Here is a 23,609-nt window from a genome sequence, read left to right as displayed (position 1 = left end):
ATAATTTTTTGTTACTTTTTGAGGTGAAGTTATGAATCAAGGGGAATCAAGGAGCTATGATAAGGAATTCAAGCTGAATGCGGTAAAGCTGTATCACAGCACTGGTAAAACGCTCTGTCAATTGAGCGAGGAATTGGGAGTTCCCAAGAGTACATTGGCAGGGTGGGTCCATCAGCATAACAAGGATGGTGCAGAGGCTTTCCCGGGCAAAGGATACCTGAAAGCGTCTGATGCTGAGCTCAGTCAATTGCGGAAAGAATTGGCGATAGCACGCGAAGAGAGGGATATCCTAAAAAAAGCCTTGGGCATCTTCTCAGTGGCCCGCAAGTAAAATACCAGTTTATGCAAAAGCATGCTGGGGAATTCAGCGTAGAGAGGATGTCCAACGTGTTAGGTGTATCCCGCAGTGGCTATTATCAGTTTATCAAGGCTGAGCCATCCAAGCGCTATTGTGAGGATGAGCGTTTAATATCTGAAATTAAAGAGGTTTATACCATAAGCAACCAAATTTACGGTAGCCCACGTATCCATGCTGAGTTACGAGCTAGAGGTGAGCGCTGTTCACGCAAACGGGTTTGTCGGCTAATGAAAGCAGCCCATATTGCGGCTAAGATGAAAAAACGATTTAAGGTAACCACAATAGTCGATCCAAAGGCCGCAGTGGCGCCTAATTTACTCAAGCAGAAGTTCACAGCCACTCGCCCTGATCAATACTGGGCAGCAGATATTACCTATATTCCGACCCAAGAGGGATGGTTGTATGTTGCTATCGTACTGGACCTGTTCTCTCGTAGTATCGTGGGGATGGATATGCAAGCTCACATGACCACCGAGTTAGTAGCCGCAGCATTACGCCAGGCAATAACACGGAGGAAGCCTGCTGCAGGTCTCATCCACCACTCCGACCGAGGCAGCCAGTATACCAGCAAAGGATTCAAGGCTGTATCGGCGCATCACCAGATAACGCTTAGCATGAGTAGTACGGGCAATTGTTATGACAATGCAGTAGCAGAGAGTTTTTTCCATACCTTAAAAACAGAGCACACCCACTTTGAACGTTTTGAGAGCAGAGAACAAGCCAAATTGAGCATTTTTGAATACGTAGAAGTGTTTTATAACCGACAGAGACGGCACTCAACGCTAGGCTATCTGTCTCCTGTAAATTTTGAAAAAAATTGGTTATCCCAGGTCGCTTAAGGTTTCTCTTCTCTGTGTCTAAAAAAAGGTGGCAAGATCAGATCGCTTTTTTCAAGTGAGAGGATCCGCAGCGAATTCATTCAGCACGACGTCATTCACGATAAATTATCGGGTGAGTAAGACAGAACAATATGGCAGAAAAACGTAATATCTTCTTAATAGGACCTATGGGTGCTGGCAAAAGTACTATCGGTAGACAACTCGCGCAGCAGCTCAATATGATCTTCTACGATACTGACCAAGAGATTGAACGGAGTACCGGAGCAGATATCAGCTGGGTCTTCGATGTAGAGGGTGAAGAGGGTTTTCGTCAACGGGAAGAGAAAATTGTTAACCTGTTAACAGAAAAGCAGGGCATCGTATTAGCTACTGGTGGCGGTGCTATTAACTCACGAGAAACGCGTAATCGGCTCTCAGCGCGGGGCGTAGTGATTTACTTAGAAACCACCATTGAGAAGCAATTAGCACGTACGCAACGGGATAAGAAGCGCCCTCTGCTGCGCAGTGGCGGCGGATCACGTCGCTCACTAGAAAAATTGGCTATGGAGCGTAATCCACTCTACGAGGAAATTGCTGATTTTACTGTTCAGACTGATCAACAAAGCGCCAAAGTGGTTGCTAGTCAGATTATCGAGCAGCTGAAATAGCTACCGTTGATCGACCAGCATGCAGCAACTTGACGTGGTGACCAGTAACCACCGCTACACCATTACGATTGCGGCCGGGTTATTTCATCGTCTCCTGCCGCTCACGCAGTTACAGCGTCATCAAACTTGTTTAGTGGTCACCGATAAAACGGTGGCTCCGCTGTATCTCGATTCAATAGCCATTCCCCTCACTGCCGCTGGGATACAAGTTGATCGACTGATCCTTCCAGAGGGGGAAGCCTACAAAGCATGGCCAGCTGTCGAACAAGTTTTTGATAGGTTGCTGGAGCGCCAGCATGGTCGAGATACGACGCTGCTGGCGCTGGGTGGGGGCGTCATCGGCGATGTTACAGGCTTTGCTGCCGCTTGTTACCAACGAGGGGTTCGTTACTTACAGCTACCGACCACCTTACTAGCGCAGGTCGATGCTGCCGTTGGCGGCAAAACGGCGATTAACCACCCGCTCGGTAAAAATATGATTGGTGCTTTTCATCATCCGGCAGCCGTATTGATAGATATTGACCCGTTGCAGTCGTTGCCAAGCCGTCAATTAGCGGCCGGGTTGGCTGAAATCATCAAATATGGCATGATTTTGGATGCCTCCCTATTTGATTGGCTAGAACAGCATATAGAGGCATTACTACACCGACACCCGCCTGCTTTGCTGGAAATAATCGGGCGTTGCTGTGCCTTAAAAGCAGCGCTGGTTGCACAAGATGAACGGGACCACGGGCAACGCCGGCTGCTTAATTTTGGCCATACGTTGGCGCACGCCATGGAGGCCTATCTGGGTTACGATGGCTGGCTACATGGTGAAGCCGTCGCCGCCGGCATGGTGTTAGAGACTAGCCTGGCTGAACGCCTCGGTTTAGTTGGATCTGCTGTGGTCAACCGCTTAAAGAATCTGCTGTCACGCGCTCGCTTACCGATCACTGGCCCTGCAGAAATGTCGCCTGAAGCCTACTGGCCTTATCTTCAGCGTGATAAGAAAGCAGTGGCCAGTCAAGTGCAGTGGGCATTGCCAACCGGCATCGGACAGGGGACTGTAGTACAGGGAATCGATCAAAGCCTGCTGGCAGCGATCCTAGAAACCTGCTGTGGTTGAAAGGGTTGCGCGCTTGTACTGCACCCCTTTCTAGCGTGGCATCTCAGCAGGGAAACCGGTGAACACCATGAAGAAACAGCGGGCTTTTTTAAAATGGGCGGGCGGTAAATATCGGTTACTGGAGGAGATCAGGCGGCATCTGTCACCCGGTTCACTGTTGATTGAACCCTTTGTCGGTGCTGGTTCGGTGTTTTTGAATACCGACTATCCGGAGTACTGGCTGGCAGATATTAATCATGATCTCATTAATTTGTATAATACTGTGAAGCGCTCCCCCCAACAATTTATCAGCGACGCCCGCCACTGGTTTCAAGGAAAACATAACTCACCCGTGGCTTACTATCAATTGCGGGAAATTTTTAATCAGAGTGTCGATCCCTATCAACGCTCGCTGCTATTTTTATATCTTAACCGCCATGGTTATAATGGGCTATGCCGCTATAATGCACGCGGGGGGTTCAATGTGCCCTTTGGCACCTATAAAAAACCCTATTTTCCAGAAGAGGAGCTGTACTGGTTTGCTGAGAAGGCACAACGCGCTACCTTTGTTTGCGAAAATTATACGCAATCACTGCGCCGTGCTTCGCAACACGCCGTTGTGTATTGTGATCCCCCCTATGCCCCGCTATCAGCCACTGCCAATTTTACCGCTTACCACACGCAGGGCTTTACCCTCATCGATCAGCAACAGTTAGCGCTGCTAGCACACCGTGCCGTGTTAGACACCGGGGCCACCATTGTGATCTCTAACCATGATACGATTCAAACACGCCATTGGTATCGGCACGCCCAATTGACGGCCGTGACCGTTCGTCGCTTCATCAGCCGGCAGGGGCAAGGTCGGGGACTGGTGCCCGAATTATTAGCACGGTATCAGCCAGGTCAATCTTTATCTGAAGCTTCGGCCTTCCCCAGGACTGAGGCGCTCACCCTGGGATCAGAACCCTGATGAAGGAGTCAGTGATGCACCATTTCTGGATAGCCGCCTCTATTTTGGCGGCAGATTTTGCCCGCTTAGGTGAAGAGGCGGTGGCCGCACTACAGAGTGGAGCCGATAGGATCCATTTTGACGTGATGGATCACCACTATGTGCCTAACCTGACGGTAGGGGCCATGGGTTGCCAAGCATTGCGACACTACGGCATCACAGCCCCTATCGATGTTCATCTGATGGTGAAGCCCGTTGATCCGCTGGTGGTGAAATTTGCGCAAGCTGGCGCCACCCATATCTCGTTTCATCCAGAGGCCTCAGAGCATATCGACCGAACCCTACAGCTGATCAGAGAGCAGGGATGCCAGGCAGGGCTTGCCTTAAATCCTGCCACACCGCTCCACTGTCTCGACTACCTGCTCAACCGACTCGACTTTGTGCTATTAATGGCAGTGAACCCTGGCTTTGGGGGACAAACCTTTCTCCCGAATACCTTGCACAAGATCTCCCAACTGCGTCAACGTATTGATGAGAGCGGTTTTCAGGTTCAGCTCAGTGTTGACGGTGGGATCACTGCGGACAATATCTACAGCGTTGCTCTGGCAGGCTGCGAAGGATTTATTGCCGGTTCAGCTATCTTTGGTCAGCCAGACTATCGCGTGGCAATCGATCGGTTGCGTGATCAATTGGCCCCCTCTAACCTAGTCGATGGGCAAGAACACTGGAGCAATCTTGATGAGTAAGGCAGTGATTTTTAGCGGTATCCAACCCTCTGGAGCCTTAACCTTAGGGAACTACCTAGGAGCGCTCCGTCACTGGGTTAACCTGCAAGCACAGTATGAGTGCCTATTCTGTATCGTCGATCTCCATGCCTTGACGGTTCGACAAGATCCGCTGCAGTTACCAGCCAGTATTTTGGATACGCTAGCACTCTACTTAGCCTGTGGCATTGATCCCAACCAGAGTACGCTATTTGTACAGTCACAAGTTCCGGCACATACCCAGCTCGCTTGGCTGCTGAACTGCAGCGCTTATTTTGGAGAGCTGCAACGGATGACGCAGTTTAAAGACAAATCACGCCTTCACGCTGAGAACATTAATGCGGGCCTATTGACCTATCCGGTCTTGATGGCAGCCGATATCCTCCTATACCAAGCAAATTATGTCCCGGTTGGAGATGATCAGAAACAGCATTTGGAGTTTAGCCGTGATCTAGCTCAGCGTTGTAATGCACGGTATGGTCCCCTCTTTCAGATCCCTGAGCCGATGATCCCCTCCGTAGGGGCGCGGATCATGTCCTTGCTTGAGCCCCATAAAAAAATGTCTAAATCGGACAGTAATCCCCATAATAGGATCGGTTTATTGGAAGATCTCTCAACCATCACTACCAAAATTAAGCGAGCGGTCACCGATTCAGATGATCCGCCACGCATCTATTACAACACAGCAGAGAAAGCGGGCGTCTCCAATTTGTTGGGGATGCTGTCGTCCCTGACTCAGCAAAGCCTACCGCAGTTAGAGCAGCAGTTTCACGGACAGGGCTATGGCGCCTTAAAACAGGCGGTTGCAGAAGCAGTAACTGCTCAGTTGAGCGAATTACAGAGCAGTTTCAGGCAGTGGCGTCGTGATGAAGCGCAATTACTGGCCATCTTGCAGCAGGGGGCTGCTAAAGCCACCACACGGGCGCATCAAACTTTGCAGCGGGTACACCAAGCTTTAGGTCTATTCCCACCAGCAACAGCCTCATGAACCATGGACCCTAACGCATCAATGCAAAACAGTCCAACTCCTGAGGGTGAGGAGCCCGCCTGGAGACCCAGTGCGTCGATAGCCCTCTTGCGCCGTCGAGCCACCCTGATCGCGCACATTCGCCACTTTTTTGCCGAGCGCAATATTCTGGAGGTAGAAACCCCAGCGATGAGTCAAGCGAGTGTCACTGATCGTCACCTGCGTAGCTTTAAGACGCACTTAACACGCCCGGGTAGTCTAGAGAGCGTACCACTCTATTTAACCACCAGTCCGGAATATCACATGAAACGGCTGTTAGCGGCTGGTAGTGGCCCTATTTTTCAGCTCAGCCGGAGTTTCCGTGACGAAGAGTGGGGGGATTGGCATAACCCGGAATTTACGTTGTTAGAGTGGTATCAATTCGGTGATCTGTCGCAGCTCATGGCGAGTGTAGAGCAGCTACTGGTGTTGCTATTAGCCTGTCCAAGCGCTGAGCGCCTCTCCTACCAACAGCTGTTTCAGCGCACTGTTGGGTTAGATCCCCTGATCGCCAATCGCCAGCAACTACAGGCCGCCGCGGCGCACTATCCTCTCTCACAGGAACTTCAGCAGGAGCAGGATTGCGATACGCTACTGCAGCTGCTGTTTAGTGTGGCGATTGAACCGCAGCTCGGGCGGGATCGCCCGCTGTTTATCACCGATTTTCCCGCGAGCCAAGCGGCTTTAGCCCAGATCAATTCTCAGGATCCTCGGGTGGCTGAACGCTTTGAACTCTATTATCAGGGGGTTGAACTGGCTAACGGTTTTCATGAATTGCGGGATGCTGAAGAGCAGCGGCAGCGCTTTCAGCAGGATAATCAGCAGCGTCAACGGGAGGGATTGCCGCTGCAACCGATTGATCATCGGCTGTTGGCCGCCTTGCAGGCGGGTTTGCCCGACTGCTCTGGGGTTGCCCTCGGGGTCGATCGGCTGCTGATGTTGGCACTCGGTGTACCGCGGATCCAATCGGTGATCGCCTTTGCGACGCCCATTGCTTAATGGACCCAGCTGACCACTCAGGAATGCCCCCTGAACCTATCGCGGCCTCTCTCAAGAGTTCACCCATCATTCTATTGAATCACTAACTCGCTACTAAAAAGTCGACCGCTAGTATGCAAAAAGAGTCATACAACCGCCTCAATAATCGTCGCTATTTTTTGGTAGGCAGCGGAGAGATCCTCTGAGGTTGTAGAGTAGGGAGGGAGCAGATAAATCGTAGCACCCAGAGGTCTGATCAGTAATCCTGCCTGTAAACATTTAGCTTTAATTTGATCACTGACAGAAGAACCATTTTTAATATCAAAAGCACTGATAGTCCCTATCATACGAAACTTTTCAATCTGTTTGCATCGTGACTTTAAAAAAGAGAGACCCTGTTGATGGGCTTTATGAATAGTAGTGATAGCCTGTTGACACTCTTTTCTCATCAGTAATTTTAGAGAAGTCCTCGCCGCTGCGCAAGCCAGTGGGTTAGCCGTGTAGGAGTGACCATGCGCGAAAGCGGCTTTCCACTCATCACTTAAAAATGCACTGTATATCTCATGATGGGTGATGGTCATCGCTAATGGTAAAAAACCACCGGTAATTCCTTTTGAAAGACAAAGAAAATCGGGAGTCACCCCGGTTTGCGAGTGCGCGAAATGGGTTCCCGTACGGCCAAATCCAGTCATTATTTCATCAAAAATCACTAAGATCCCAAACGCCCGAACCCGTTCTACCACTGGCCCCCTGAACCAAGGGCTCTAAAATAATGGCCGCCACTTGTTTTCCATGGTTTTTTAACATCTCATCCAGAGCGATTAACGCCTTTTCCTCCTTTAATGCCACGTGCTTATCATCCTCCCAGGTTGCAGGATAAGGAAGCGTTAGCACTTTAAAAAACAGATCAGAAAAAACAGAATGAAATCCTGATGTACAGCCAACGGACATAGCACCGAAAGTATCACCGTGATAACCACCCTCAAAACTCAAAAATAGAGTTCTCTCTTTTTTTTCTTTATTAACCCAGTACTGGTATGACATTTTCAAGGCGACTTCAACAGCCGTAGAACCATTATCTGAAAAGAAAAAACGACTCAAGGGATCAGGTAATATTTTTTGTAGTTCCTCACATAACTCAACAGCCAGGGCATGAGTAAACCCTGAAAAAATAACATGCTCTAGCTGATTCGCCTGCTTATAAATAGCTGTTGCAATCTCTGGATGAGCATGACCATGCAGATTAACCCACCAGCTGGAGATGAGATCAAGATAAGCTTTATCCTGTTCATCATAAAGATAAGAGCCTTTAGCACTCTTAATAGGAATCACTGCACTCGCTGTTTTTTCTTGTGTGAAAGGATGCCACAGTATCCGACGATCTCTTTGCGAAAGGGTCATGGTGATCTCGATAATAGTGCTTGTAATGCGGTTGTTAGCGGAATTTTTTTTAAATTCTCTTGAGTCATCGGTGCTATGACTGGAACTTGTGCGAGCACGGTTGTCTTCCCATAAAACGTAATGGCATGACAATTATCTGGGTTCACCGGTCCGTTCATAATCACCCCCAAGGTGGGTATCGAGCGATTTTTTAAAGCCTCTAAGCTTAACAGGGTGTGATTAATGGTTCCCAGCTGTGAGGAGGCGACAAGAATCACTGGGATTTTAAGATATTGAATAAAATCAATCAGACAATCGGATTGATTCAGTGGCACTAACAAGCCACCAGCGCCCTCTACGATCAGATCCGGACTGTCAGGTAATTGGATGGTGGTCATCTCAATCACCTGATTCTCAAGAGCAGAGGCCAGATGAGGCGATAGGGGCGCCTTAAAAGAGTACTGCTCTGGATAGACCGTAGATCCTGATAAGATCACGACTGTAGCAGCATCCTGCTCGCTGTCCGTGCCAGTTTGGATAGGTTTACAATAGCTGTAGCCTGTCTGTAAACATAACCAACTACAAATCAGTGTTTTTCCTATATTGGTATCTGTTCCTGTAATAAACAGTTGCATGATTTATCTCTTTAAAATCACAAAAAAAACTTGATAAGTTATCTCTAGCTCTTGGGAATTATCTGCTATCAGATCTTTTATAGCCCTGAAGGATAATCTTCTATTGCCGATTCCAGCGCCTAACGCTTTTAAATATTGAATAAAGCAGTAAGCACTCTTAAAGGTAAGCCTAAATTCTTGAGTGGAAAAGTATAAAACTTGAGCGCCCAACTGACTCAAAAAACTTAACAGCTCTTCTTTTGTGGGGTATTTTTTCATCACCGCCGTGTGGCCACGGCCCTGCAAAATGCTTGACCATTCGTGAAAGGTCCCCTCTAGCAAGCTAGAAAAAGCAAAAATAGTCGATTGTTGATAAAATTTACGCAGGGTTTCCCAGAGATCACCCACCCACTGCAGGGCAAGATTGCTGATAATCAAAGCATACTCTTCACACGCTATGGTTTCCATATTCCCTATACAAAATTTGAAGTTATCCTGTTTTCCAAATTTAACCTGGGTGGCTTCAATCATTTTTGGAGAAATATCATTCAGCGTGTATAGTGATTTTTGGTAATGTATTACCAGATATTCTGGAATATAACCGGTACCCGATCCAAGATCTAAAATAGTTTTAGGAACAACCCCTTTGCTAACTTCCAGTAATTTCTGAACCAGAAACAGAGCACTTTTCTTTTGTATACCAGCCACTGTTTCATAGGAAACACTGGATCGATTAAAATGAGTGATAATTTTATTACTCACTGTCATTGATAAAACTCATTATCTTTTCACTCACCCATTGATCCTTAAAAAAACCAAGACCATGCTGGCCCTGTTCAACTATCTCTACTCTGGTATTCAAAGCATTCTTAAAGTTATCCTGTAAAATTGCAGGCGGGACGATAATATCATCTCTGGCTCCAATAATCAGTGCTTTACTAGACGTGGGGATAGCCCCGTTTTCTTTTAAAGCATCCAAATCTCTCAAGATGCTAGGGAGATCTATTTTTTCTACTGTAGGCGGATCGACAGCGACACCACATCGGTGATAAAAACGCTTCAGTGTGCGGATAGGCGATTGAATAAACTGCTTCTTTAACTGCTCCAGTTCGGTTACTCTTTGCTTTCGAAGGGCTGGAGTACCCCCTAAAAAATTCGTAAACGCGTTCAGTCCTATCAGATGATCAAAACTTTTTTTAAGGGTCAGTAACTTTAACAATCCCAGAGAGTGGCCAATCCCTATCAACTGACTACAGGGAGTCTCCACATAAAATTCTGCGGGGTCGTCGAAATAGCCTAAATCTAAATAGGTACAGTGCTCTTGTGAAAAATAATCAGATAAATTGTTCCAAAAGCTTCTATCAAAAGCAAATCCATGGCAGAACACAAAGTGTTTCATGATCGCTTGCTTAATATTGTTAGCAATCGATCAATATCTTTTTCTCGATGAGCACTGGTCAGAGAAACTCTAAGACGTGATGAATTTGGCGGCACGGTCGGAGGGCGAATGGCTGACACTATAACTCCACTGTTTAACAGCTCCTCTTTGAGTTGCATGACTAAACGCTCTTCTTTAAGAAGAATGGGTAAGATATGCGTATTAGCCTGGCCTATACTCAATCCTGCATCGAGCAGCTTGTTTTTTAATTTTTCACTTAAAGAGCATAATTGTTTGCGTTCATTGTGTAACGTTCTCACCAGCTCCCACGCTTTATAGGCTGCCCCAATCACGAATGGCGATGGCGCAGTAGAATAGATAAAACCTGCCGCTTTATTAATCAAATAGTCCCGAAGTACTCGATTGCAAGCGACGTAACCGCCACTACACCCCAGGGCTTTACTGAAGGTTCCTACCACAACATAATGGACCTCAGTGAACGCTACAGTGGTTGACAACCCGTAGCCTGACGGCCCCAAAACCCCCACAGCATGAGCTTCATCTAAATATAAGAAAGCCCCATATTTTTTTGCCAACAAGACGATTTCTTGAAGGGGTAAAATATCCCCATCCATACCAAATAGTGTTTCTGCAACAATAAACTTCGGCCTGCGATCAGCGTGATATTTTTGTAAAAGAATTTCCAGCTGCTGAAGGTTATTATGCGGATATCTGATAAGCGCGTCATCGCTTAAAAAAACCGCTTGATACAGGCTTGCATGGTTACATTTATCGAAAAAAACAAGGGGTCTGTCTCCTAAGACGTTTGCATCTAATAAAGCTGATAGCACACTGATATTGGCTTGAAATCCTGTATTAAAAATCAATGCAGCCTCTGTTTTTTTATCTTGAGAAATCTGTGCTTCAAATCTTTTAAACAGCTCATTGTTCCCAGAGAGTAACCGAGAACCGGTAGCGCCTACCCCATACTGCTTGGCAGCCGCCATCCCCGCTTGTAACAGCGCTGGATGTCGGCTCAAATTTAAGTAATCATTGCTAGAGAAGTCTAACCAACTGGCTTGATTCGCTTGACCTATCTCGGGTAATCTGCGATATTTTTCTTTATCTCGCAAAACGCGTAAGTGGCGTCTATATGGCTCATACATACCCAAAAAAACAGACCCTTGAGAAGGCGAAAGAGACCTTTAATCTACCATTACTACAGCTTGTCTATCAATCCCAAACAGTACACAGAAAATATTTTAAGCCAAACACTGTGCAAATTAGCACCCTTTTGAGCATAAAAACAGGGGGCTGTCCAGAAAATTGTTCCTATTGTCCTCAATCAGCCCACTATCAAACTGGCCTGCAAAGTGAGCCGTTGATCACGGTCCAAGCGGTTGTCGAAGCAGCCAGCAGAGCAAAAAGTGCCGGGGCGACCCGTTTTTGTATGGGTGCCGCATGGCGTGGCCCGCGGGATAAAGCGTTGACCCAAGTCTGTAGCATGATTGGTGAAGTCAAAAAGCTCGGTTTAGAGACCTGTGTAACCCTGGGTTTATTAAATGATTCACAAGCAGAAAAACTGAAACAAGCAGGGTTAGATTTTTATAATCATAATATTGATACTGCTCCTGAATTTTATAATAAAATTATTACGACTCGCACCTTTGAAGATAGAGTAAACACACTAGAATCCGTTAGAAAATCAGGGATTAAAGTGTGTTGTGGTGGCATTATCGGCCTTGGAGAAACTAATGATGATCGAATTAAGATGCTGGTTTTTCTGGCCAATCTTGAAGAACCACCAGAATCTGTTCCTATCAATAGGCTTATAAAAATTCCAGGGACCCCGCTTGAAAACCAGGATCCCGTTGATCCGTTTGATTTTGTGCGGACTATTGCCTTGGCAAGAATTATCATGCCAAACTCTTACGTAAGACTTTCGGCAGGACGAGAGAGCATGTCTGATGAACTGCAAGCCTTATGTTTTATGGCAGGCGCCAACTCAATTTTTTACGGCGAAAAACTACTGACCACCGAGAACCCTATCCCCGAAAAAGATAATCGTTTATTTAAGCGTCTAGGACTCGAGAAATTATAGCAACCTTCATCCTAGGCTAACTGTGAACTATTAGTATTGAACATGAGTAGCGTCATGGGTAGTCTCTTATGAAGCAATCACTCTACTCATTCAGCAGGTTAACGATACAATGGGTTGGAGAGCGGTGCCGAGGGTGCTCTGATTGGACCCCAGTTTTTTAATGGATGAAGTGCCTCATGGTCTCTCGATGGGTTGCCTTTGCTGCACCCTTGGATACATGAGGCATGTTTACTCTTTTATAACAATGAATGGTCCTTATGGGGCTGTTACTTATCCTAAACTCAGTTTAAGTAACCGACCCAAGCACTACGCTTGTTTAATTAAAAGCGTAGCGCAAGCCAACTGTACCCATATGGCTGTCTTTGGGTTTCATCGAACCAAATTTAGGAAGTTTAGTAAAAGTGTAACCAACCTCAGCCGCAAGTTGGGGGGTAAAATGATAGTGTGCTCCGGCAGAGAGCTCATGGCTAAGTCCCTTACTTTTCTCAGATTTTAAACCTTTTAAACTGTTCATCTCTATTTTATCTTTTGTGAGGCGATAAGCGAGACGTACTCCCATTTCATCGCAGAGATTAGCACGATAGCCTACCTCTAGACTCGGGGCTAGCTTACTTTTAAAGCTAACGATAGTCTTGTTGGGATCATTTTCTTCGGCATGCTGTTTTTTTGGAGCAGGAGCGCTAAGTTTAGCCTTTTCTTCTGCTGTAAGTTCCTTGTCTCCTACTGTTATCTTAGCACCGCTGATCGTAGAATTTGCATCTATATATATTCCATCTCTGTCCACCTTAGGGCTACGATCCGAAGTAGTGCCCTGACGAACCTTTTGGTTGAAGTGAATATTGGATGGCAAAACAGGCTGGCTAACACCAGCCAACAGGTAGATATCAGAGCGATCATCGACTGGAAAATGATATCCCGCCCCTGCAAAGAAGCTAGTTTTCCGATTGGAGATCGTACGTAAACGTCCCTCTAGAAAAACATTGTTATCAAAACCATAGCTACCAGTTAAATAACCACCCACACTTGAGGGCTTAATTTTAAAAACATCTTTGGCTGGCTGTGGGGAGCCACTTGACTCTAAGAATTTTTCCAGCGATTTTTTGCAATCACGGGCTAATCCATTACTGTCAACAGCCAGCCCACCAGACAGGAAACTGTAGCTTACCGAACTACCTTCAGCAGCGAATACACTCTGGGAAATAACAGCAGCACAGAGCACTGATAGTGCTATTTTTTTACTTACCATAATCAATATCACTCCAATTAATTAACAATTACCCTAAACAAATTACAAACGATCAAGTTGATGATAATTATAGCACTGTTTTAGGTTGTTGCATGATATACCATTCAAATCAAATTATCCTGTCATGATTCAAGGTGGTTTATAGTTAGTTGATGATGATATCGAGTATACATTGGTGAGATGTTATTGATATAAAACAATTATCGAGTTTTATTTAACATGATATTTACAGGTATCCATTTTTTTAAAAAAAATACAGAATAATTTACCTGGGAGGTTATTCTGCCGTTAGCCTATTGGTAAAACCCTATTTTGTTATCAATCAGTTTTTGATAAAAAAAGGGTGTGCTCATTCAATGGCCAATCAATCGACCCTGATTTTGATAAACTTCACATCCGATTATGATGAGGTACTGCCTAAAAAATAAGGTCCACGAGTACTGAACCAGAAGCGTTTTGTTAACGCAGTGAGGAGGCGAACTCAGTAGAAAAATAGAGTACTATGGGCCCTGCGTAGGGCCTAATTGAGGTTTGCCCACCCACTATCAACAGCAGAGAGCCTCCATGAGTCAGCGTCGCGATCAGTTATTGCAGCAACTGGGTATTACCCAGTGGCAGCTGCGGCGTCCTGACGCTTTAAAGGGGTTGGTGGGGTCGCCATTGCTCTCCACCATCCGCTTCGTGCTGTTGGCCGATCCACTCCCCTCATTATCAACGCCGTTACTACAGGATGTGCTAAAAACCCTCCAACTGACCGAACAACAGGTCCACTGCTGTACACCAGCATCGCTAGCGGTGCTGCCGAAAGCCGCGCTCTACTGGTCCTTAGGCGACTGGGCGGTTAAACCACCGAGCAACATGCTACTCTCCCCCCCTTTAAGCGAGCTACTGTCCTGCGCCCAGGCGAAGCGCCAGCTTTGGCAACAGATTTGTTACTATGCAGACCATCTCTCCGCTACTGTCTAGTGAGCTGGAGATGGCTTATGCTATCGCCCAGGCTGGTCACCGCTATCCTGGCCAACTGGAAACTTTTTTAGCTCAACAGGGTCACGCCTACCTGAATCTCAAGGTGATGGAGATCACCAAAATGGTGGGATTCGCCATCACCCAAATCGTACAGGATGAAGCTTCCTTACTTGATCTAGTGATTCATCCGGTAGCCCAACGGCGAGGGGTTGGTCGGCAGCTGTTGCTGGCGTTAATTGAACAGTTGCAGAGACGGTCAGTGCAGACGCTCTGGTTAGAGGTGCGGATCAGCAATGCGCCAGCGCGTGCGCTCTATCAGCAGTTATCATTTAATGAAGTTTTTGTCCGATCAGGCTATTATCCGGCTGAGAAGGGGCGTGAAGATGCTCTGATCTTAGCCAGAGCCCTCACAGACTAGATCTGAGGATCACTGATAATGTATCAAACCTTGATTCGCTCAGAGTTACAGCAAGCCTTGCAAGTGCTTCAGCGATTTTTGGCCGATGATGGCCAGCTAAAAGCTATTCAGGCAGCCGCCCTCTTGTTAACGACCGCCTTTAAGGCAGGAGGAAAGGTGTTGGCCTGCGGCAACGGTGGCTCACACTGTGACGCGATGCATTTCGCTGAAGAGTTAACGGGTCGTTATCGGAACAGTCGCCCCGCCTATCCCGCTATTGCCATCGCTGATCCGAGTCACCTATCGTGTGTCGCCAACGATTTTGGCTTTGAACAGGTGTTTTCTCGATACATCGAAGCCTTGGGGCAGCCAGGGGATGTGCTGTTAGCCATCTCCACTTCCGGTAACTCTTGCAATGTGATCAAGGCCATCAAGGCTGCCCGTGCTCAGAGCATGCGGGTGATCACCTTGAGTGGCTATCAGGGTGGAGAGTTGGCGGGAAAGGGCGATGTAGCGATCTGTGTTGACCACACCGGCTATGCCGATCGTATTCAAGAGATGCATATTAAAATCATCCACCTGTTGATTCACTTGATTGAACAGGAGATGCTCCCGTCTGTTTAAATAGCCGTTCAGGGTTTTTTAATGAAATTATTAATAATGCGACATGGGGCTGCTGAGCAGCATGCGAGTAGTGATGCCGAACGGGCGCTAACCCCCTCTGGGTGGCAGCAGAGCGTCGCCATGGCCCGCTGGTTACAAACACAACCAATCGTTGTGAAACAGGTAGTGGCTAGCCCCACTCGACGAACGCAGCAGACCTTCGAGGCGCTGCGCAGTGTGTTGCCCCAATTAACCCAGCTGCCCCAATCGCTGGATCTCACCCCACAGGGTAAAGTAGCCCCCATCATAGAGCAGCTACAGCAGGATGATGCGCTGCAGCTCCCGGTACTGCTACTCATCTCCCACATGCCCTTGGTGAGTCAGTTAGTCGGTGCCCTGTGCCCACACACTACAGCGCCTCAGTTTTCAACGTCAACCCTGGCGGCTATTGAGTTCTCAAGAGCGTCTGGCCGAGCGATGCTACAATGGCTCCAGAACCCCCCAGGCTGACTGCCGCTTAAAGCGATCTCCGATCTCAAGGGTTCAGCCACGGCACTCGATAAACATTTTGCTCGATCATCATGGTTGGAGGATTATTTGGATCAAATCACGCTTGAAGAGGCAGTTGATCAACTGCAGACCTTACAAGATCTCCTGCGCTGGGCCGTTAGCCAATTCAATGCGGCTTCCCTCTGTTATGGGCATGGCGCTGATAACGCCTGGGATGAAGCGCAACACCTGATACTCTCCGGGTTACAGTTGCCGATTGATCTGCCACCTGAGATCTATACGGCGCGACTCACGATCCGTGAACGACAGCAGCTTGTGATCTGGATACAGCAGCGGATTGAAGCCCGGATCCCGGTTGCTTATCTGACTCAGTGTGCCTGGTTTTGTGGGTTAGCGTTTTATGTTGATGAACGGGTATTAGTGCCTCGATCCCCGCTGTCTGAGTTAATTCAGAACCGATTTGCCGGGACTGTGGTCGCTGAGCCCCGGAGGATTTTAGAGCTGTGTACTGGCAGTGGGTGTATTGCCATCGCCTGTGCCTATGCTTTCCCGGAGGCGGAAATTGATGCGGTCGATATCTCACCAGAAGCGCTGGCGGTCGCTGAAATCAATATTCAGCGGCATGGGCTAGAGCAGCAAGTCACGCCGATCTGCTCTGATCTGTTTCAACAGCTTCCCCTGGACGCCTACGATCTCATCATCGCCAATCCGCCGTATGTTGATGCCGAAGCGATGGCCAATTTGCCGCCTGAATTTCACCATGAACCCACTTTAGGGTTGACGGCCGGAGCGGATGGACTGCAGGTGGTTGAACGCATTCTTTCAGAAAGCGCCTCCTATCTAGAGGAGCAGGGGCTGCTGATTTGTGAAGTTGGGAGTAGCTCCCTGGCCTTAGAAGCACGCTATCCAGAATGGCCCTTCCACTGGTTGCCTTTAAAACAGGGTGGGCAGGGGATCTTTCAATTAACTCGCCAGCAGTTATTGACTGCTGCTCAGCCGATCAAAACCTGATCGCAGGCTTCATGGTGTCGTGTAGAGAGGATTAGCCCCTATGGCAGGCAATAGTATTGGACAGCTGTTTCGGGTGACCACGTTTGGGGAATCCCATGGCCCAGCCCTGGGCGCTATCATTGATGGCATGCCACCAGGTCTGCCACTGAGTGAGGCCGATATCCAGCCCGATCTCAATCGCCGGCGACCTGGACAATCCGCCTATACGACTCAACGGCATGAACTCGATCAGATTGAGATCCTCTCTGGAATTTTTGAAGGCTGTACCACCGGCACTCCTATTGGATTATTGATCAAAAATAGTGATCAACGTTCGCAAGATTATGCGGCTCTGAAAACTTGTTTCAGACCAGGGCATGCGGACTATACCTATCAAAAAAAGTATGGGATCCGTGATTATCGCGGCGGCGGGCGGGCTTCAGCCCGCGAAACAGTGATGCGAGTGGCGGCAGGGGCCATTGCTAAAAAGTATCTGCAACAGATGCTGGCGATTACTGTGCGTGGCTACGTGGCGCAAATAGGTTCGGTGATCAGTGAACAGGTGGTGTGGGATCAGGTGGAGCAGAATCCGTTCTTTTTTGCTGATCCCAACCAAGTACCTGCCCTAATCGCCCTATTCAAAGATCTTCAGCGGCGAGGAGACTCTATCGGTGCCGAAATCGTCGTCGTAGCCAATCAGGTTCCTGTTGGTCTGGGAGAGCCGGTGTTTGATCGACTGGATGCCGATTTAGCGCATGCCTTGATGAGTATTAATGCCGTCAAAGGGGTCGCTCTGGGTGCTGGATTTGATGTCGTGACTCAGTTTGGCAGCCAACAGCGTGATGAGATCACTCCAGAGGGCTTTGTGAGTAACCAGGCAGGCGGTACACTGGGTGGGATCAGTAGTGGTCAACCGATCATCGCCAAATTAGCGCTCAAGCCGACCTCAAGTATTGCCATTCCAGGCCGTTCAGTGGATCAGCAGCAGCAAGTGGTTGAAGTGAGCAGCCGTGGCCGTCATGATCCCTGTGTGGGGATCCGTGCAGTTCCCATTGCAGAAGCCATGGTTGCCATCGTGTTGTTAGACCATCTGCTCCGTCACCGTGCCCAGTGTGGGCCTTAAAATGATCGTCGGTAGCGTCATTTTTGTACAAACGTCAACGGATAAGTATCATTTCGTCGTTAATGTGAGATAATAATGGCAGTTGGATAGCGATTCGCCTGGTAACGGCAAGGGTTGACTATCGGGCTAAGATTGGAAATTAAAAGGTTTACATCATGAAACGTGCAGTCATTACGGGTCTAGGGGTTATCTCCAGTATCGGTAACAATGGTCAAGAGGTCCTGGCCGCCCTGAAGGCCGGTCGTTCGGGTATTACCCCAGCGCCAGCGCTACAAGAGATCAATATGCGTAGCCAGATTTGGGGGGATATTAAGTTAGATTTTAAAGATCTGATTGACCGTAAGGTGGCACGCTTCATGGGAGATGCCTCGGCGTATGCCTACCTAGCGATGCAGGAAGCGATTGCCGATGCTGGCTTATCAGAGCAGCTGGTCTCTAACGACCGTACCGGTGTCGTCGCTGGAACCGGTGGCGGCTCACCGGCTAATCAAGTGGCGGCCGCCGATGCTATGCGTTCCCGCGGCTTGCGAGGCGTTGGCCCCTATATGGTACCCCGTACCATGACCTCGGGCATTACCGCCTGTTTAGCAACTGCCTTTAAAATTCGTGGGGTCAACTACACCATTAGCTCCGCTTGTGCCACCTCTGCACACTGCATCGGACATGCCCTAGAACTGATTCAACTGGGCAAGCAGGATTGTGTGTTTGCCGGGGGTGGGGAGGAGCTACACTGGACCTTGGCGATGGAATTTGACGCTATGGGTGCGCTCTCTAGGCAATATAATGCCACGCCTTCGAAAGCCTCTCGTCCTTACGATCAGGGTCGGGATGGTTTCGTGATCTCCGGAGGCGGGGGGATGGTGGTGGTGGAGGAGCTTGAGCATGCCCTGAAAAGAGGTGCTTCTATCTACGGGGAGATCGTCGGTTATGGAGCGACCTCTGATGGCTATGATATGGTGGCTCCTTCTGGTGAAGGGGCGATCCGCTGTATGCGTATGGCACTGCAGGGGGTGGAGTCGCCGATTGACTATATCAACACCCATGGAACCTCCACCGGCGTGGGTGATCTCAAAGAGCTGTCAGCTGTTCGTGCGGTGTTTGGCGACTGTTCTCCCGCGATTTCCTCAACTAAATCGATGACCGGCCATGCCTTGGGGGCCGCTGGAGTCCATGAGGCCGCTTACAGCTTGTTAATGTTAAAGCATGGTTTTATTGCTCCCAACATCAACCTTGAGCAGTTGGATGAAGAGGCTAGTGGTTTAGATATTGTTACCCAGTATCGTGAGCAGAGTCTCACCACGGTGATGTCCAATAGCTTTGGCTTTGGTGGGACGAATGCTACCCTGGTGCTGCGTAAACTATCAGCCGACACCTGATCACTTTAAAACGCTTACCAACCCCTGCCTGAGGCCTCATCTCTAGCGGGTGCAGGCTACTCCTATGCGTATTATTATCGATCAAGCCACACCAGCAGCCTCTCTGCTGTTTGGATCGCTTGGCGAGATACAGACTATTCCCGGACGTGCCATCACCAGCGAGCACTGTAGAGCGGCACAGGCGGTTATTGTCCGTTCGGTCACCTCGGTTAATCGTGAACTACTCACCGGCAGCACGGTGCAGTTTGTCGGCAGTGCTACTGCCGGCACCGACCATATTGATCGGCACTGGTTACAGCAGCAAGACATTACCTTTGCTCACGCCCCCGGGTGCAATGCTACCGCCGTGGTTGAATATGTGTTAACCGCCCTGCTGTGGTTAATGGTGCGCGAGGGCTGTTTACTCCAAGAGAAAACCGTCGGGATTATTGGTGTGGGCCATATCGGCTCGCTATTAAACCAACGACTGCAAGCCTTAGGCGTGACCACCCTGCTGTGTGATCCTCCACGGGCAGAGCGCGGGGATACAGGACCCTTTTGGCCTTTATCCCATCTTGTGCAGCACGCTGAGGTATTAACCTTTCATCTCCCGTTACAGCGGGAGGGTCCGCACCCAACGTGGCATTTGCTAGATGAGGAGCTGTTAGCAGCCCTGCCTGATGGACGGATTTTGATCAATAGTGCGCGTGGGGCACTCTTCGATAGTGCTGCGCTGCTCACCGCCTTAGCCGGTGGTAAAACGTGTCGTGTCGTACTCGATGTTTGGGAGCATGAGCCAGCGCTATCGCTGCCGTTATTATCCCGTGTCACTTTAGCCACCCCCCATATTGCCGGTTATACGCTTGAGGGTCGGGTCAATGGGGCTTTTGCTGTCTATCAAGCGCTCTGTCGACAGTTAGGGGGGCGGCCTGGCGTCGATCGCGCCTCGCTGTTACCTAATGCTCAGCAGGCGGTTACCTTATCGGGTCCCTGGCGATCTGAACAGCTAAAACCACTGCTGGATAGGATCTATCGGATAGAGCGAGATGATGCCGCACTGCGCGCGGTCGCTGACCAATCCGGCGCATTTGATCAGTTGCGCGCAGCGTATCCAGCGCGACGTGAATGCTCCTCACTACTGCTGGTGTGTGATCAGGAGCAGACGGCCCAGCAGTGGCAGCGGCTCGGATTTCAAGCGGTTGTGCGCTGACTACAACGGCTCAAGAGATTCTCGATCGGTATGTTTACCACCGACGGCTGGCCAAATTACCAACGTCAGATCTCTCAACTCAAGCATCTCGTTGGCAAGATCTTCACTCAACGGATCGAACGCCATAACTTAACGCTACGGACACACCTCAAGCGCTTGGCTAGACGAACTATTGGCTTCTCTAAATCTGTAGAACTTCATGAAAAAGTTATCGGTGCTTCTATCGATAAACTTCACTGCCAATCATTATGAGGCACTACCCTCCGGTCGTTATTTTTATAGGTCATTTGGATCCCCTGTAGTTTTTTCCCAGGAACTACTTTGTAGATATTCAAGGCAATTTTCTACACGGCAGTGGTTTGCCGCTTACGATCATCACGCCTGCTTTCGTTCGCCAGTGGTCACGCTCTGATCTTGCCACCTTTTTTTAGACACAGAGAAGAGAAACCTTAAGCGACCTGGGATAACCAATTTTTTTCAAAATTTACAGGAGACAGATAGCCTAGCGTTGAGTGCCGTCTCTGTCGGTTATAAAACACTTCTACGTATTCAAAAATGCTCAATTTGGCTTGTTCTCTGCTCTCAAAACGTTCAAAGTGGGTGTGCTCTGTTTTTAAGGTATGGAAAAAACTCTCTGCTACTGCATTGTCATAACAATTGCCCGTACTACTCATGCTAAGCGTTATCTGGTGATGCGCCGATACAGCCTTGAATCCTTTGCTGGTATACTGGCTGCCTCGGTCGGAGTGGTGGATGAGACCTGCAGCAGGCTTCCTCCGTGTTATTGCCTGGCGTAATGCTGCGGCTACTAACTCGGTGGTCATGTGAGCTTGCATATCCATCCCCACGATACTACGAGAGAACAGGTCCAGTACGATAGCAACATACAACCATCCCTCTTGGGTCGGAATATAGGTAATATCTGCTGCCCAGTATTGATCAGGGCGAGTGGCTGTGAACTTCTGCTTGAGTAAATTAGGCGCCACTGCGGCCTTTGGATCGACTATTGTGGTTACCTTAAATCGTTTTTTCATCTTAGCCGCAATATGGGCTGCTTTCATTAGCCGACAAACCCGTTTGCGTGAACAGCGCTCACCTCTAGCTCGTAACTCAGCATGGATACGTGGGCTACCGTAAATTTGGTTGCTTATGGTATAAACCTCTTTAATTTCAGATATTAAACGCTCATCCTCACAATAGCGCTTGGATGGCTCAGCCTTGATAAACTGATAATAGCCACTGCGGGATACACCTAACACGTTGGACATCCTCTCTACGCTGAATTCCCCAGCATGCTTTTGCATAAACTGGTATTTTACTTGCGGGCCACTGAGAAGATGCCCAAGGCTTTTTTTAGGATATCCCTCTCTTCGCGTGCTATCGCCAATTCTTTCCGCAATTGACTGAGCTCAGCATCAGACGCTTTCAGGTATCCTTTGCCCGGGAAAGCCTCTGCACCATCCTTGTTATGCTGATGGACCCACCCTGCCAATGTACTCTTGGGAACTCCCAATTCCTCGCTCAATTGACAGAGCGTTTTACCAGTGCTGTGATACAGCTTTACCGCATTCAGCTTGAATTCCTTATCATAGCTCCTTGATTCCCCTTGATTCATAACTTCACCTCAAAAAGTAACAAAAAATTATACGCTTTGTTCCTCTTCGTTGTGTCCGTTAAAGGGTAGCAAGATCAGGGTGTGCTCTCCGTACTTCGACATCACGACTCTGGCCAATAACCCTGGCCCAGCGATTCCTCGTTCTATCGGACGGCTGGGGGCTGGGGCCTGTACAATACAGTCACAACGACCACAGGCTTTTTTTGGGCGAACCGTTTGGATCGTTTTGAAGGCACTTTTGAGGAGTTCCAGCTGTTCGGAAACATCTTCACCCAGAGGTTTCAGCTCGCCACCACATTTTGGGCAGGCCTCCTCTTGCGGCTCTAACCGTCGTATTTCCCGAGGCAGTTCAGCCGGTAACGGTTTGCGGGCAGGGGATTGACGTAAGGCCTTGGGGACCCCAGGGTCCCTAAGCGCCAGAGCCTGGATTTGCTCCTCTTCCAGCTCACTGAGCTGTTTTTCCAATCGCCCAATTTGCCGTTTAACTTTTTCAGAACTCTGGCCAAAATGCAGCCGTTTCAGCTCCGCTAGCTGACTCTTTAACTGCTCAATCTCTGCCGCTTTATTGCTTAGGTCATGCTTGAGCGTCGTGATCGTCTCGTTTTGCTGGAAGAGCAGCTCACTTTGCTCGAGCAGTAAGGCTCTTAGCGTATTGATATCATTAGGAAGCTCATACATAAGCTGCAACGTTACACGTCGGTTACAGGAATTACAATATTGATAACCGCTGAGTGTTAATCCGTTTGGGCTGCTTCCACTCTAAACCTTCCAGTAACATGGCTAACTGAGCTGGCGTTAGAAACACCCTGCCCTCACGAGCCCCCGGCCAAACAAAATGTCCCCGCTCTAATCGCTTGGATAGCAGGCACAACCCATCTCCAGTAGACCATAATATTTTAAGTAAATGACCATTCTTACCGCGAAAGACAAATAGATGGCCAGAGAAAGGTGATGCCTTTAAGGTGCTCTCCACCTTGGCGGATAGTCCCTGAAAACTATTGCGCATATCGGTCACCCCGGCCATTAGCCAGATGCGGGTCCCTGCCGGCAGACTCAGAATCCTGACAGACTCTTCAATACGACCTGTAATGCATTGGCATCAACCAAGCCATTAATTCGGATCTTAGCTTGTTGTAGTGTGATCTCGATCATCCCCATTGGCGAGGCTGTTATCTCTACAGGCGGAGATCCCTTACTTTCTAACTGGCTAGCTGGAAGGAGTGGACTGTCTGCTTCAACTGCTATCGGGAACAAGGTGGCAGGCTCTGGCTGCTGGTATTGCCTTCGCCATTTGGATAGAGCAGATAGGCTGATGCCTTCTTTTTGAGCAATAGTTGAGAGTGAAACCCCCGGCTGACTGGCATCTGCCGCTAGGCGTTGTTTAAATTCAGGACTGTAATAAGCTGGCTTACGGCGGTTATTCGCCCTAGTAATGTTAGCGATCATGGTAGTTCCCAGCAGGATTTTAAAAGAGAACTACTTTGACGGCATCACCG

General features: G+C 48.6%; 26 protein-coding genes and 3 pseudogenes. 17 read left to right on the top strand and 12 right to left on the bottom strand.

The window, feature by feature from the left end:
- The first annotated feature begins 31 nt into the window (after window positions 1–31).
- From NL324_RS02100 to epmA, 7 genes and pseudogenes are all read left to right on the top strand, one after another.
- A pseudogene (locus tag NL324_RS02100) lies at window positions 32–1,197 on the top strand (IS3 family transposase).
- Between the two features lie 131 nt (window positions 1,198–1,328).
- Window positions 1,329–1,844 carry a shikimate kinase AroK gene (aroK, locus tag NL324_RS02095; protein ID WP_253306129.1) on the top strand — a complete coding sequence of 172 codons (516 nt, stop codon included), beginning with the start codon at window positions 1,329–1,331 and terminating at the stop codon, window positions 1,842–1,844.
- Window positions 1,845–1,863: 19 nt separating this feature from the next.
- Window positions 1,864–2,949 (top strand): 3-dehydroquinate synthase, encoded by a 1,086-nt coding sequence (gene aroB, locus NL324_RS02090; protein WP_253306128.1) that lies wholly within the window; start codon window positions 1,864–1,866, stop codon window positions 2,947–2,949.
- A gap of 67 nt (window positions 2,950–3,016) precedes the next feature.
- Window positions 3,017–3,898, top strand: coding sequence for a Dam family site-specific DNA-(adenine-N6)-methyltransferase (locus NL324_RS02085; protein WP_253306127.1), 882 nt, complete (start codon window positions 3,017–3,019; stop codon window positions 3,896–3,898).
- Window positions 3,899–3,912: 14 nt separating this feature from the next.
- Complete coding sequence (gene rpe / locus NL324_RS02080) at window positions 3,913–4,623, top strand: ribulose-phosphate 3-epimerase (protein ID WP_253306126.1); 711 nt, start codon at window positions 3,913–3,915, stop codon at window positions 4,621–4,623.
- Window positions 4,616–5,629, top strand: coding sequence for a tryptophan--tRNA ligase (gene trpS / locus NL324_RS02075; protein WP_253306125.1), 1,014 nt, complete (start codon window positions 4,616–4,618; stop codon window positions 5,627–5,629). The genes rpe and trpS overlap by 8 nt, the downstream gene beginning before the upstream one ends.
- Before the next feature lie 21 nt (window positions 5,630–5,650).
- Window positions 5,651–6,646, top strand: coding sequence for an elongation factor P--(R)-beta-lysine ligase (gene epmA, locus NL324_RS02070; protein WP_253306124.1), 996 nt, complete (start codon window positions 5,651–5,653; stop codon window positions 6,644–6,646).
- Between the two features lie 125 nt (window positions 6,647–6,771).
- On the opposite strand, the gene NL324_RS08340 is transcribed toward epmA, so the two are convergent.
- From NL324_RS08340 to NL324_RS02045, 6 genes are read right to left on the bottom strand one after another with little or no spacing between them, the layout of a single operon-like run.
- Entirely contained in the window at window positions 6,772–7,368 is a 597-nt protein-coding gene (locus NL324_RS08340) for an aminotransferase class III-fold pyridoxal phosphate-dependent enzyme (RefSeq protein ID WP_366516334.1), read from the bottom strand.
- A complete protein-coding gene (locus NL324_RS08335) occupies window positions 7,325–8,026 on the bottom strand; it encodes an aminotransferase class III-fold pyridoxal phosphate-dependent enzyme (RefSeq protein ID WP_366516333.1) in 702 nt (233 codons plus the stop codon). Before NL324_RS08335 ends, NL324_RS08340 begins: the two co-directional genes overlap by 44 nt.
- Window positions 8,023–8,640 carry a dethiobiotin synthase gene (bioD, locus tag NL324_RS02060; RefSeq protein ID WP_253306123.1) on the bottom strand — a complete coding sequence of 206 codons (618 nt, stop codon included), beginning with the start codon at window positions 8,638–8,640 and terminating at the stop codon, window positions 8,023–8,025. Before bioD ends, NL324_RS08335 begins: the two co-directional genes overlap by 4 nt.
- Window positions 8,641–8,643: 3 nt before the next feature.
- Entirely contained in the window at window positions 8,644–9,387 is a 744-nt protein-coding gene (locus NL324_RS02055; protein ID WP_253306122.1) for a methyltransferase domain-containing protein, read from the bottom strand.
- Entirely contained in the window at window positions 9,374–10,018 is a 645-nt protein-coding gene (locus tag NL324_RS02050; RefSeq protein ID WP_253306121.1) for a hypothetical protein, read from the bottom strand. Before NL324_RS02050 ends, NL324_RS02055 begins: the two co-directional genes overlap by 14 nt.
- Complete coding sequence (locus NL324_RS02045; RefSeq protein ID WP_253307100.1) at window positions 10,015–11,163, bottom strand: aminotransferase class I/II-fold pyridoxal phosphate-dependent enzyme; 1,149 nt, start codon at window positions 11,161–11,163, stop codon at window positions 10,015–10,017. Before NL324_RS02045 ends, NL324_RS02050 begins: the two co-directional genes overlap by 4 nt.
- On the opposite strand from NL324_RS02045, the gene bioB reads away from it, so the two are divergent.
- On the top strand, window positions 11,151–12,098 hold the full coding sequence (bioB, locus tag NL324_RS02040; protein ID WP_253306120.1) for a biotin synthase BioB: 948 nt from the start codon (window positions 11,151–11,153) through the stop codon (window positions 12,096–12,098). The two genes, NL324_RS02045 and bioB, sit on opposite strands and share 13 nt — an antisense overlap.
- Before the next feature lie 316 nt (window positions 12,099–12,414).
- Here the strand turns inward: bioB and NL324_RS02035 are convergent, their stop codons facing one another.
- Entirely contained in the window at window positions 12,415–13,344 is a 930-nt protein-coding gene (locus NL324_RS02035) for an outer membrane beta-barrel protein (RefSeq protein ID WP_253306119.1), read from the bottom strand.
- Window positions 13,345–13,908: 564 nt separating this feature from the next.
- Here NL324_RS02035 and NL324_RS02030 point away from each other — a divergent pair.
- The 9 genes and pseudogenes from NL324_RS02030 to NL324_RS01990 form a co-directional block, all read left to right on the top strand.
- Window positions 13,909–14,310 carry a DNA polymerase III subunit psi gene (locus NL324_RS02030; protein ID WP_253306118.1) on the top strand — a complete coding sequence of 134 codons (402 nt, stop codon included), beginning with the start codon at window positions 13,909–13,911 and terminating at the stop codon, window positions 14,308–14,310.
- Complete coding sequence (rimI, locus tag NL324_RS02025) at window positions 14,282–14,728, top strand: ribosomal protein S18-alanine N-acetyltransferase (RefSeq protein ID WP_253306117.1); 447 nt, start codon at window positions 14,282–14,284, stop codon at window positions 14,726–14,728. The genes NL324_RS02030 and rimI overlap by 29 nt, the downstream gene beginning before the upstream one ends.
- Window positions 14,729–14,746: 18 nt before the next feature.
- Window positions 14,747–15,331: a D-sedoheptulose 7-phosphate isomerase gene (lpcA, locus tag NL324_RS02020; protein WP_253306116.1), complete on the top strand. Its 585-nt coding sequence runs from the start codon at window positions 14,747–14,749 to the stop codon at window positions 15,329–15,331.
- Between the two features lie 21 nt (window positions 15,332–15,352).
- Window positions 15,353–15,820, top strand: a complete 468-nt coding sequence (gene sixA / locus NL324_RS02015; protein WP_253306115.1) for a phosphohistidine phosphatase SixA — start codon at window positions 15,353–15,355, stop codon at window positions 15,818–15,820.
- Window positions 15,821–15,907: 87 nt separating this feature from the next.
- Window positions 15,908–16,831 carry a 50S ribosomal protein L3 N(5)-glutamine methyltransferase gene (gene prmB / locus NL324_RS02010; RefSeq protein WP_253306114.1) on the top strand — a complete coding sequence of 308 codons (924 nt, stop codon included), beginning with the start codon at window positions 15,908–15,910 and terminating at the stop codon, window positions 16,829–16,831.
- A 40-nt stretch (window positions 16,832–16,871) separates the two neighbouring features.
- Window positions 16,872–17,933: a chorismate synthase gene (gene aroC / locus NL324_RS02005; protein WP_253306113.1), complete on the top strand. Its 1,062-nt coding sequence runs from the start codon at window positions 16,872–16,874 to the stop codon at window positions 17,931–17,933.
- A 155-nt stretch (window positions 17,934–18,088) separates the two neighbouring features.
- A complete protein-coding gene (fabB, locus tag NL324_RS02000; protein WP_253306112.1) occupies window positions 18,089–19,309 on the top strand; it encodes a beta-ketoacyl-ACP synthase I in 1,221 nt (406 codons plus the stop codon).
- Window positions 19,310–19,373: 64 nt separating this feature from the next.
- Window positions 19,374–20,498, top strand: a complete 1,125-nt coding sequence (locus NL324_RS01995) for a 4-phosphoerythronate dehydrogenase (RefSeq protein WP_253306111.1) — start codon at window positions 19,374–19,376, stop codon at window positions 20,496–20,498.
- A pseudogene (locus tag NL324_RS01990) lies at window positions 20,499–20,750 on the top strand (IS1 family transposase); the annotation flags it as partial. It abuts the gene before it with no gap.
- 197 nt (window positions 20,751–20,947) lie between these two features.
- On the opposite strand, the gene NL324_RS01985 reads toward NL324_RS01990, so the two are convergent.
- The 5 genes and pseudogenes from NL324_RS01985 to NL324_RS01965 form a co-directional block, all read right to left on the bottom strand.
- Window positions 20,948–21,886: an IS3 family transposase gene (locus NL324_RS01985; RefSeq protein WP_253307079.1), complete on the bottom strand. Its 939-nt coding sequence runs from the start codon at window positions 21,884–21,886 to the stop codon at window positions 20,948–20,950.
- Window positions 21,814–22,113 carry a transposase gene (locus NL324_RS01980; protein ID WP_253305847.1) on the bottom strand — a complete coding sequence of 100 codons (300 nt, stop codon included), beginning with the start codon at window positions 22,111–22,113 and terminating at the stop codon, window positions 21,814–21,816. Before NL324_RS01980 ends, NL324_RS01985 begins: the two co-directional genes overlap by 73 nt.
- Before the next feature lie 81 nt (window positions 22,114–22,194).
- Window positions 22,195–22,791: pseudogene (locus tag NL324_RS01975) on the bottom strand (transposase domain-containing protein); the annotation flags it as partial.
- 31 nt (window positions 22,792–22,822) lie between these two features.
- Window positions 22,823–23,173 (bottom strand): IS66 family insertion sequence element accessory protein TnpB, encoded by a 351-nt coding sequence (tnpB, locus tag NL324_RS01970; RefSeq protein WP_253307098.1) that lies wholly within the window; start codon window positions 23,171–23,173, stop codon window positions 22,823–22,825.
- A complete protein-coding gene (locus NL324_RS01965; RefSeq protein ID WP_253306110.1) occupies window positions 23,167–23,559 on the bottom strand; it encodes a transposase in 393 nt (130 codons plus the stop codon). Before NL324_RS01965 ends, tnpB begins: the two co-directional genes overlap by 7 nt.
- Window positions 23,560–23,609 lie beyond the last annotated feature (50 nt).

The organism is unidentified bacterial endosymbiont, from assembly GCF_918320885.1.
GTDB lineage: Bacteria > Pseudomonadota > Gammaproteobacteria > Enterobacterales.
The sequence above is the reverse complement of the archived record's forward strand: the minus strand, read 5'-3'. Positions and strand labels throughout refer to the sequence as shown.

What these genes read in the sequence shown, in the direction of transcription:
- aroK (WP_253306129.1), top strand. Translation starts at nt 1,329, where the DNA reads ATGGCAGAAAAACGTAATATCTTCTTAATAGGACCTATGGGTGCTGGC.
- NL324_RS01965 (WP_253306110.1), bottom strand. Translation starts at nt 23,559, where the DNA reads ATGATCGCTAACATTACTAGGGCGAATAACCGCCGTAAGCCAGCTTAT.
- trpS (WP_253306125.1), top strand. Translation starts at nt 4,616, where the DNA reads ATGAGTAAGGCAGTGATTTTTAGCGGTATCCAACCCTCTGGAGCCTTA.
- NL324_RS01995 (WP_253306111.1), top strand. Translation starts at nt 19,374, where the DNA reads ATGCGTATTATTATCGATCAAGCCACACCAGCAGCCTCTCTGCTGTTT.
- NL324_RS01980 (WP_253305847.1), bottom strand. Translation starts at nt 22,113, where the DNA reads ATGAATCAAGGGGAATCAAGGAGCTATGATAAGGAATTCAAGCTGAAT.
- NL324_RS02055 (WP_253306122.1), bottom strand. Translation starts at nt 9,387, where the DNA reads ATGACAGTGAGTAATAAAATTATCACTCATTTTAATCGATCCAGTGTT.
- bioD (WP_253306123.1), bottom strand. Translation starts at nt 8,640, where the DNA reads ATGCAACTGTTTATTACAGGAACAGATACCAATATAGGAAAAACACTG.
- NL324_RS02085 (WP_253306127.1), top strand. Translation starts at nt 3,017, where the DNA reads ATGAAGAAACAGCGGGCTTTTTTAAAATGGGCGGGCGGTAAATATCGG.
- bioB (WP_253306120.1), top strand. Translation starts at nt 11,151, where the DNA reads ATGGCTCATACATACCCAAAAAAACAGACCCTTGAGAAGGCGAAAGAG.
- epmA (WP_253306124.1), top strand. Translation starts at nt 5,651, where the DNA reads ATGCAAAACAGTCCAACTCCTGAGGGTGAGGAGCCCGCCTGGAGACCC.
- NL324_RS02050 (WP_253306121.1), bottom strand. Translation starts at nt 10,018, where the DNA reads ATGAAACACTTTGTGTTCTGCCATGGATTTGCTTTTGATAGAAGCTTT.
- aroC (WP_253306113.1), top strand. Translation starts at nt 16,872, where the DNA reads ATGGCAGGCAATAGTATTGGACAGCTGTTTCGGGTGACCACGTTTGGG.
- NL324_RS02035 (WP_253306119.1), bottom strand. Translation starts at nt 13,344, where the DNA reads ATGGTAAGTAAAAAAATAGCACTATCAGTGCTCTGTGCTGCTGTTATT.
- sixA (WP_253306115.1), top strand. Translation starts at nt 15,353, where the DNA reads ATGAAATTATTAATAATGCGACATGGGGCTGCTGAGCAGCATGCGAGT.
- NL324_RS02030 (WP_253306118.1), top strand. Translation starts at nt 13,909, where the DNA reads ATGAGTCAGCGTCGCGATCAGTTATTGCAGCAACTGGGTATTACCCAG.
- fabB (WP_253306112.1), top strand. Translation starts at nt 18,089, where the DNA reads ATGAAACGTGCAGTCATTACGGGTCTAGGGGTTATCTCCAGTATCGGT.
- rpe (WP_253306126.1), top strand. Translation starts at nt 3,913, where the DNA reads ATGCACCATTTCTGGATAGCCGCCTCTATTTTGGCGGCAGATTTTGCC.
- lpcA (WP_253306116.1), top strand. Translation starts at nt 14,747, where the DNA reads ATGTATCAAACCTTGATTCGCTCAGAGTTACAGCAAGCCTTGCAAGTG.
- NL324_RS08335 (WP_366516333.1), bottom strand. Translation starts at nt 8,026, where the DNA reads ATGACCCTTTCGCAAAGAGATCGTCGGATACTGTGGCATCCTTTCACA.
- NL324_RS02045 (WP_253307100.1), bottom strand. Translation starts at nt 11,163, where the DNA reads ATGTATGAGCCATATAGACGCCACTTACGCGTTTTGCGAGATAAAGAA.
- aroB (WP_253306128.1), top strand. Translation starts at nt 1,864, where the DNA reads ATGCAGCAACTTGACGTGGTGACCAGTAACCACCGCTACACCATTACG.
- rimI (WP_253306117.1), top strand. Translation starts at nt 14,282, where the DNA reads ATGCAGACCATCTCTCCGCTACTGTCTAGTGAGCTGGAGATGGCTTAT.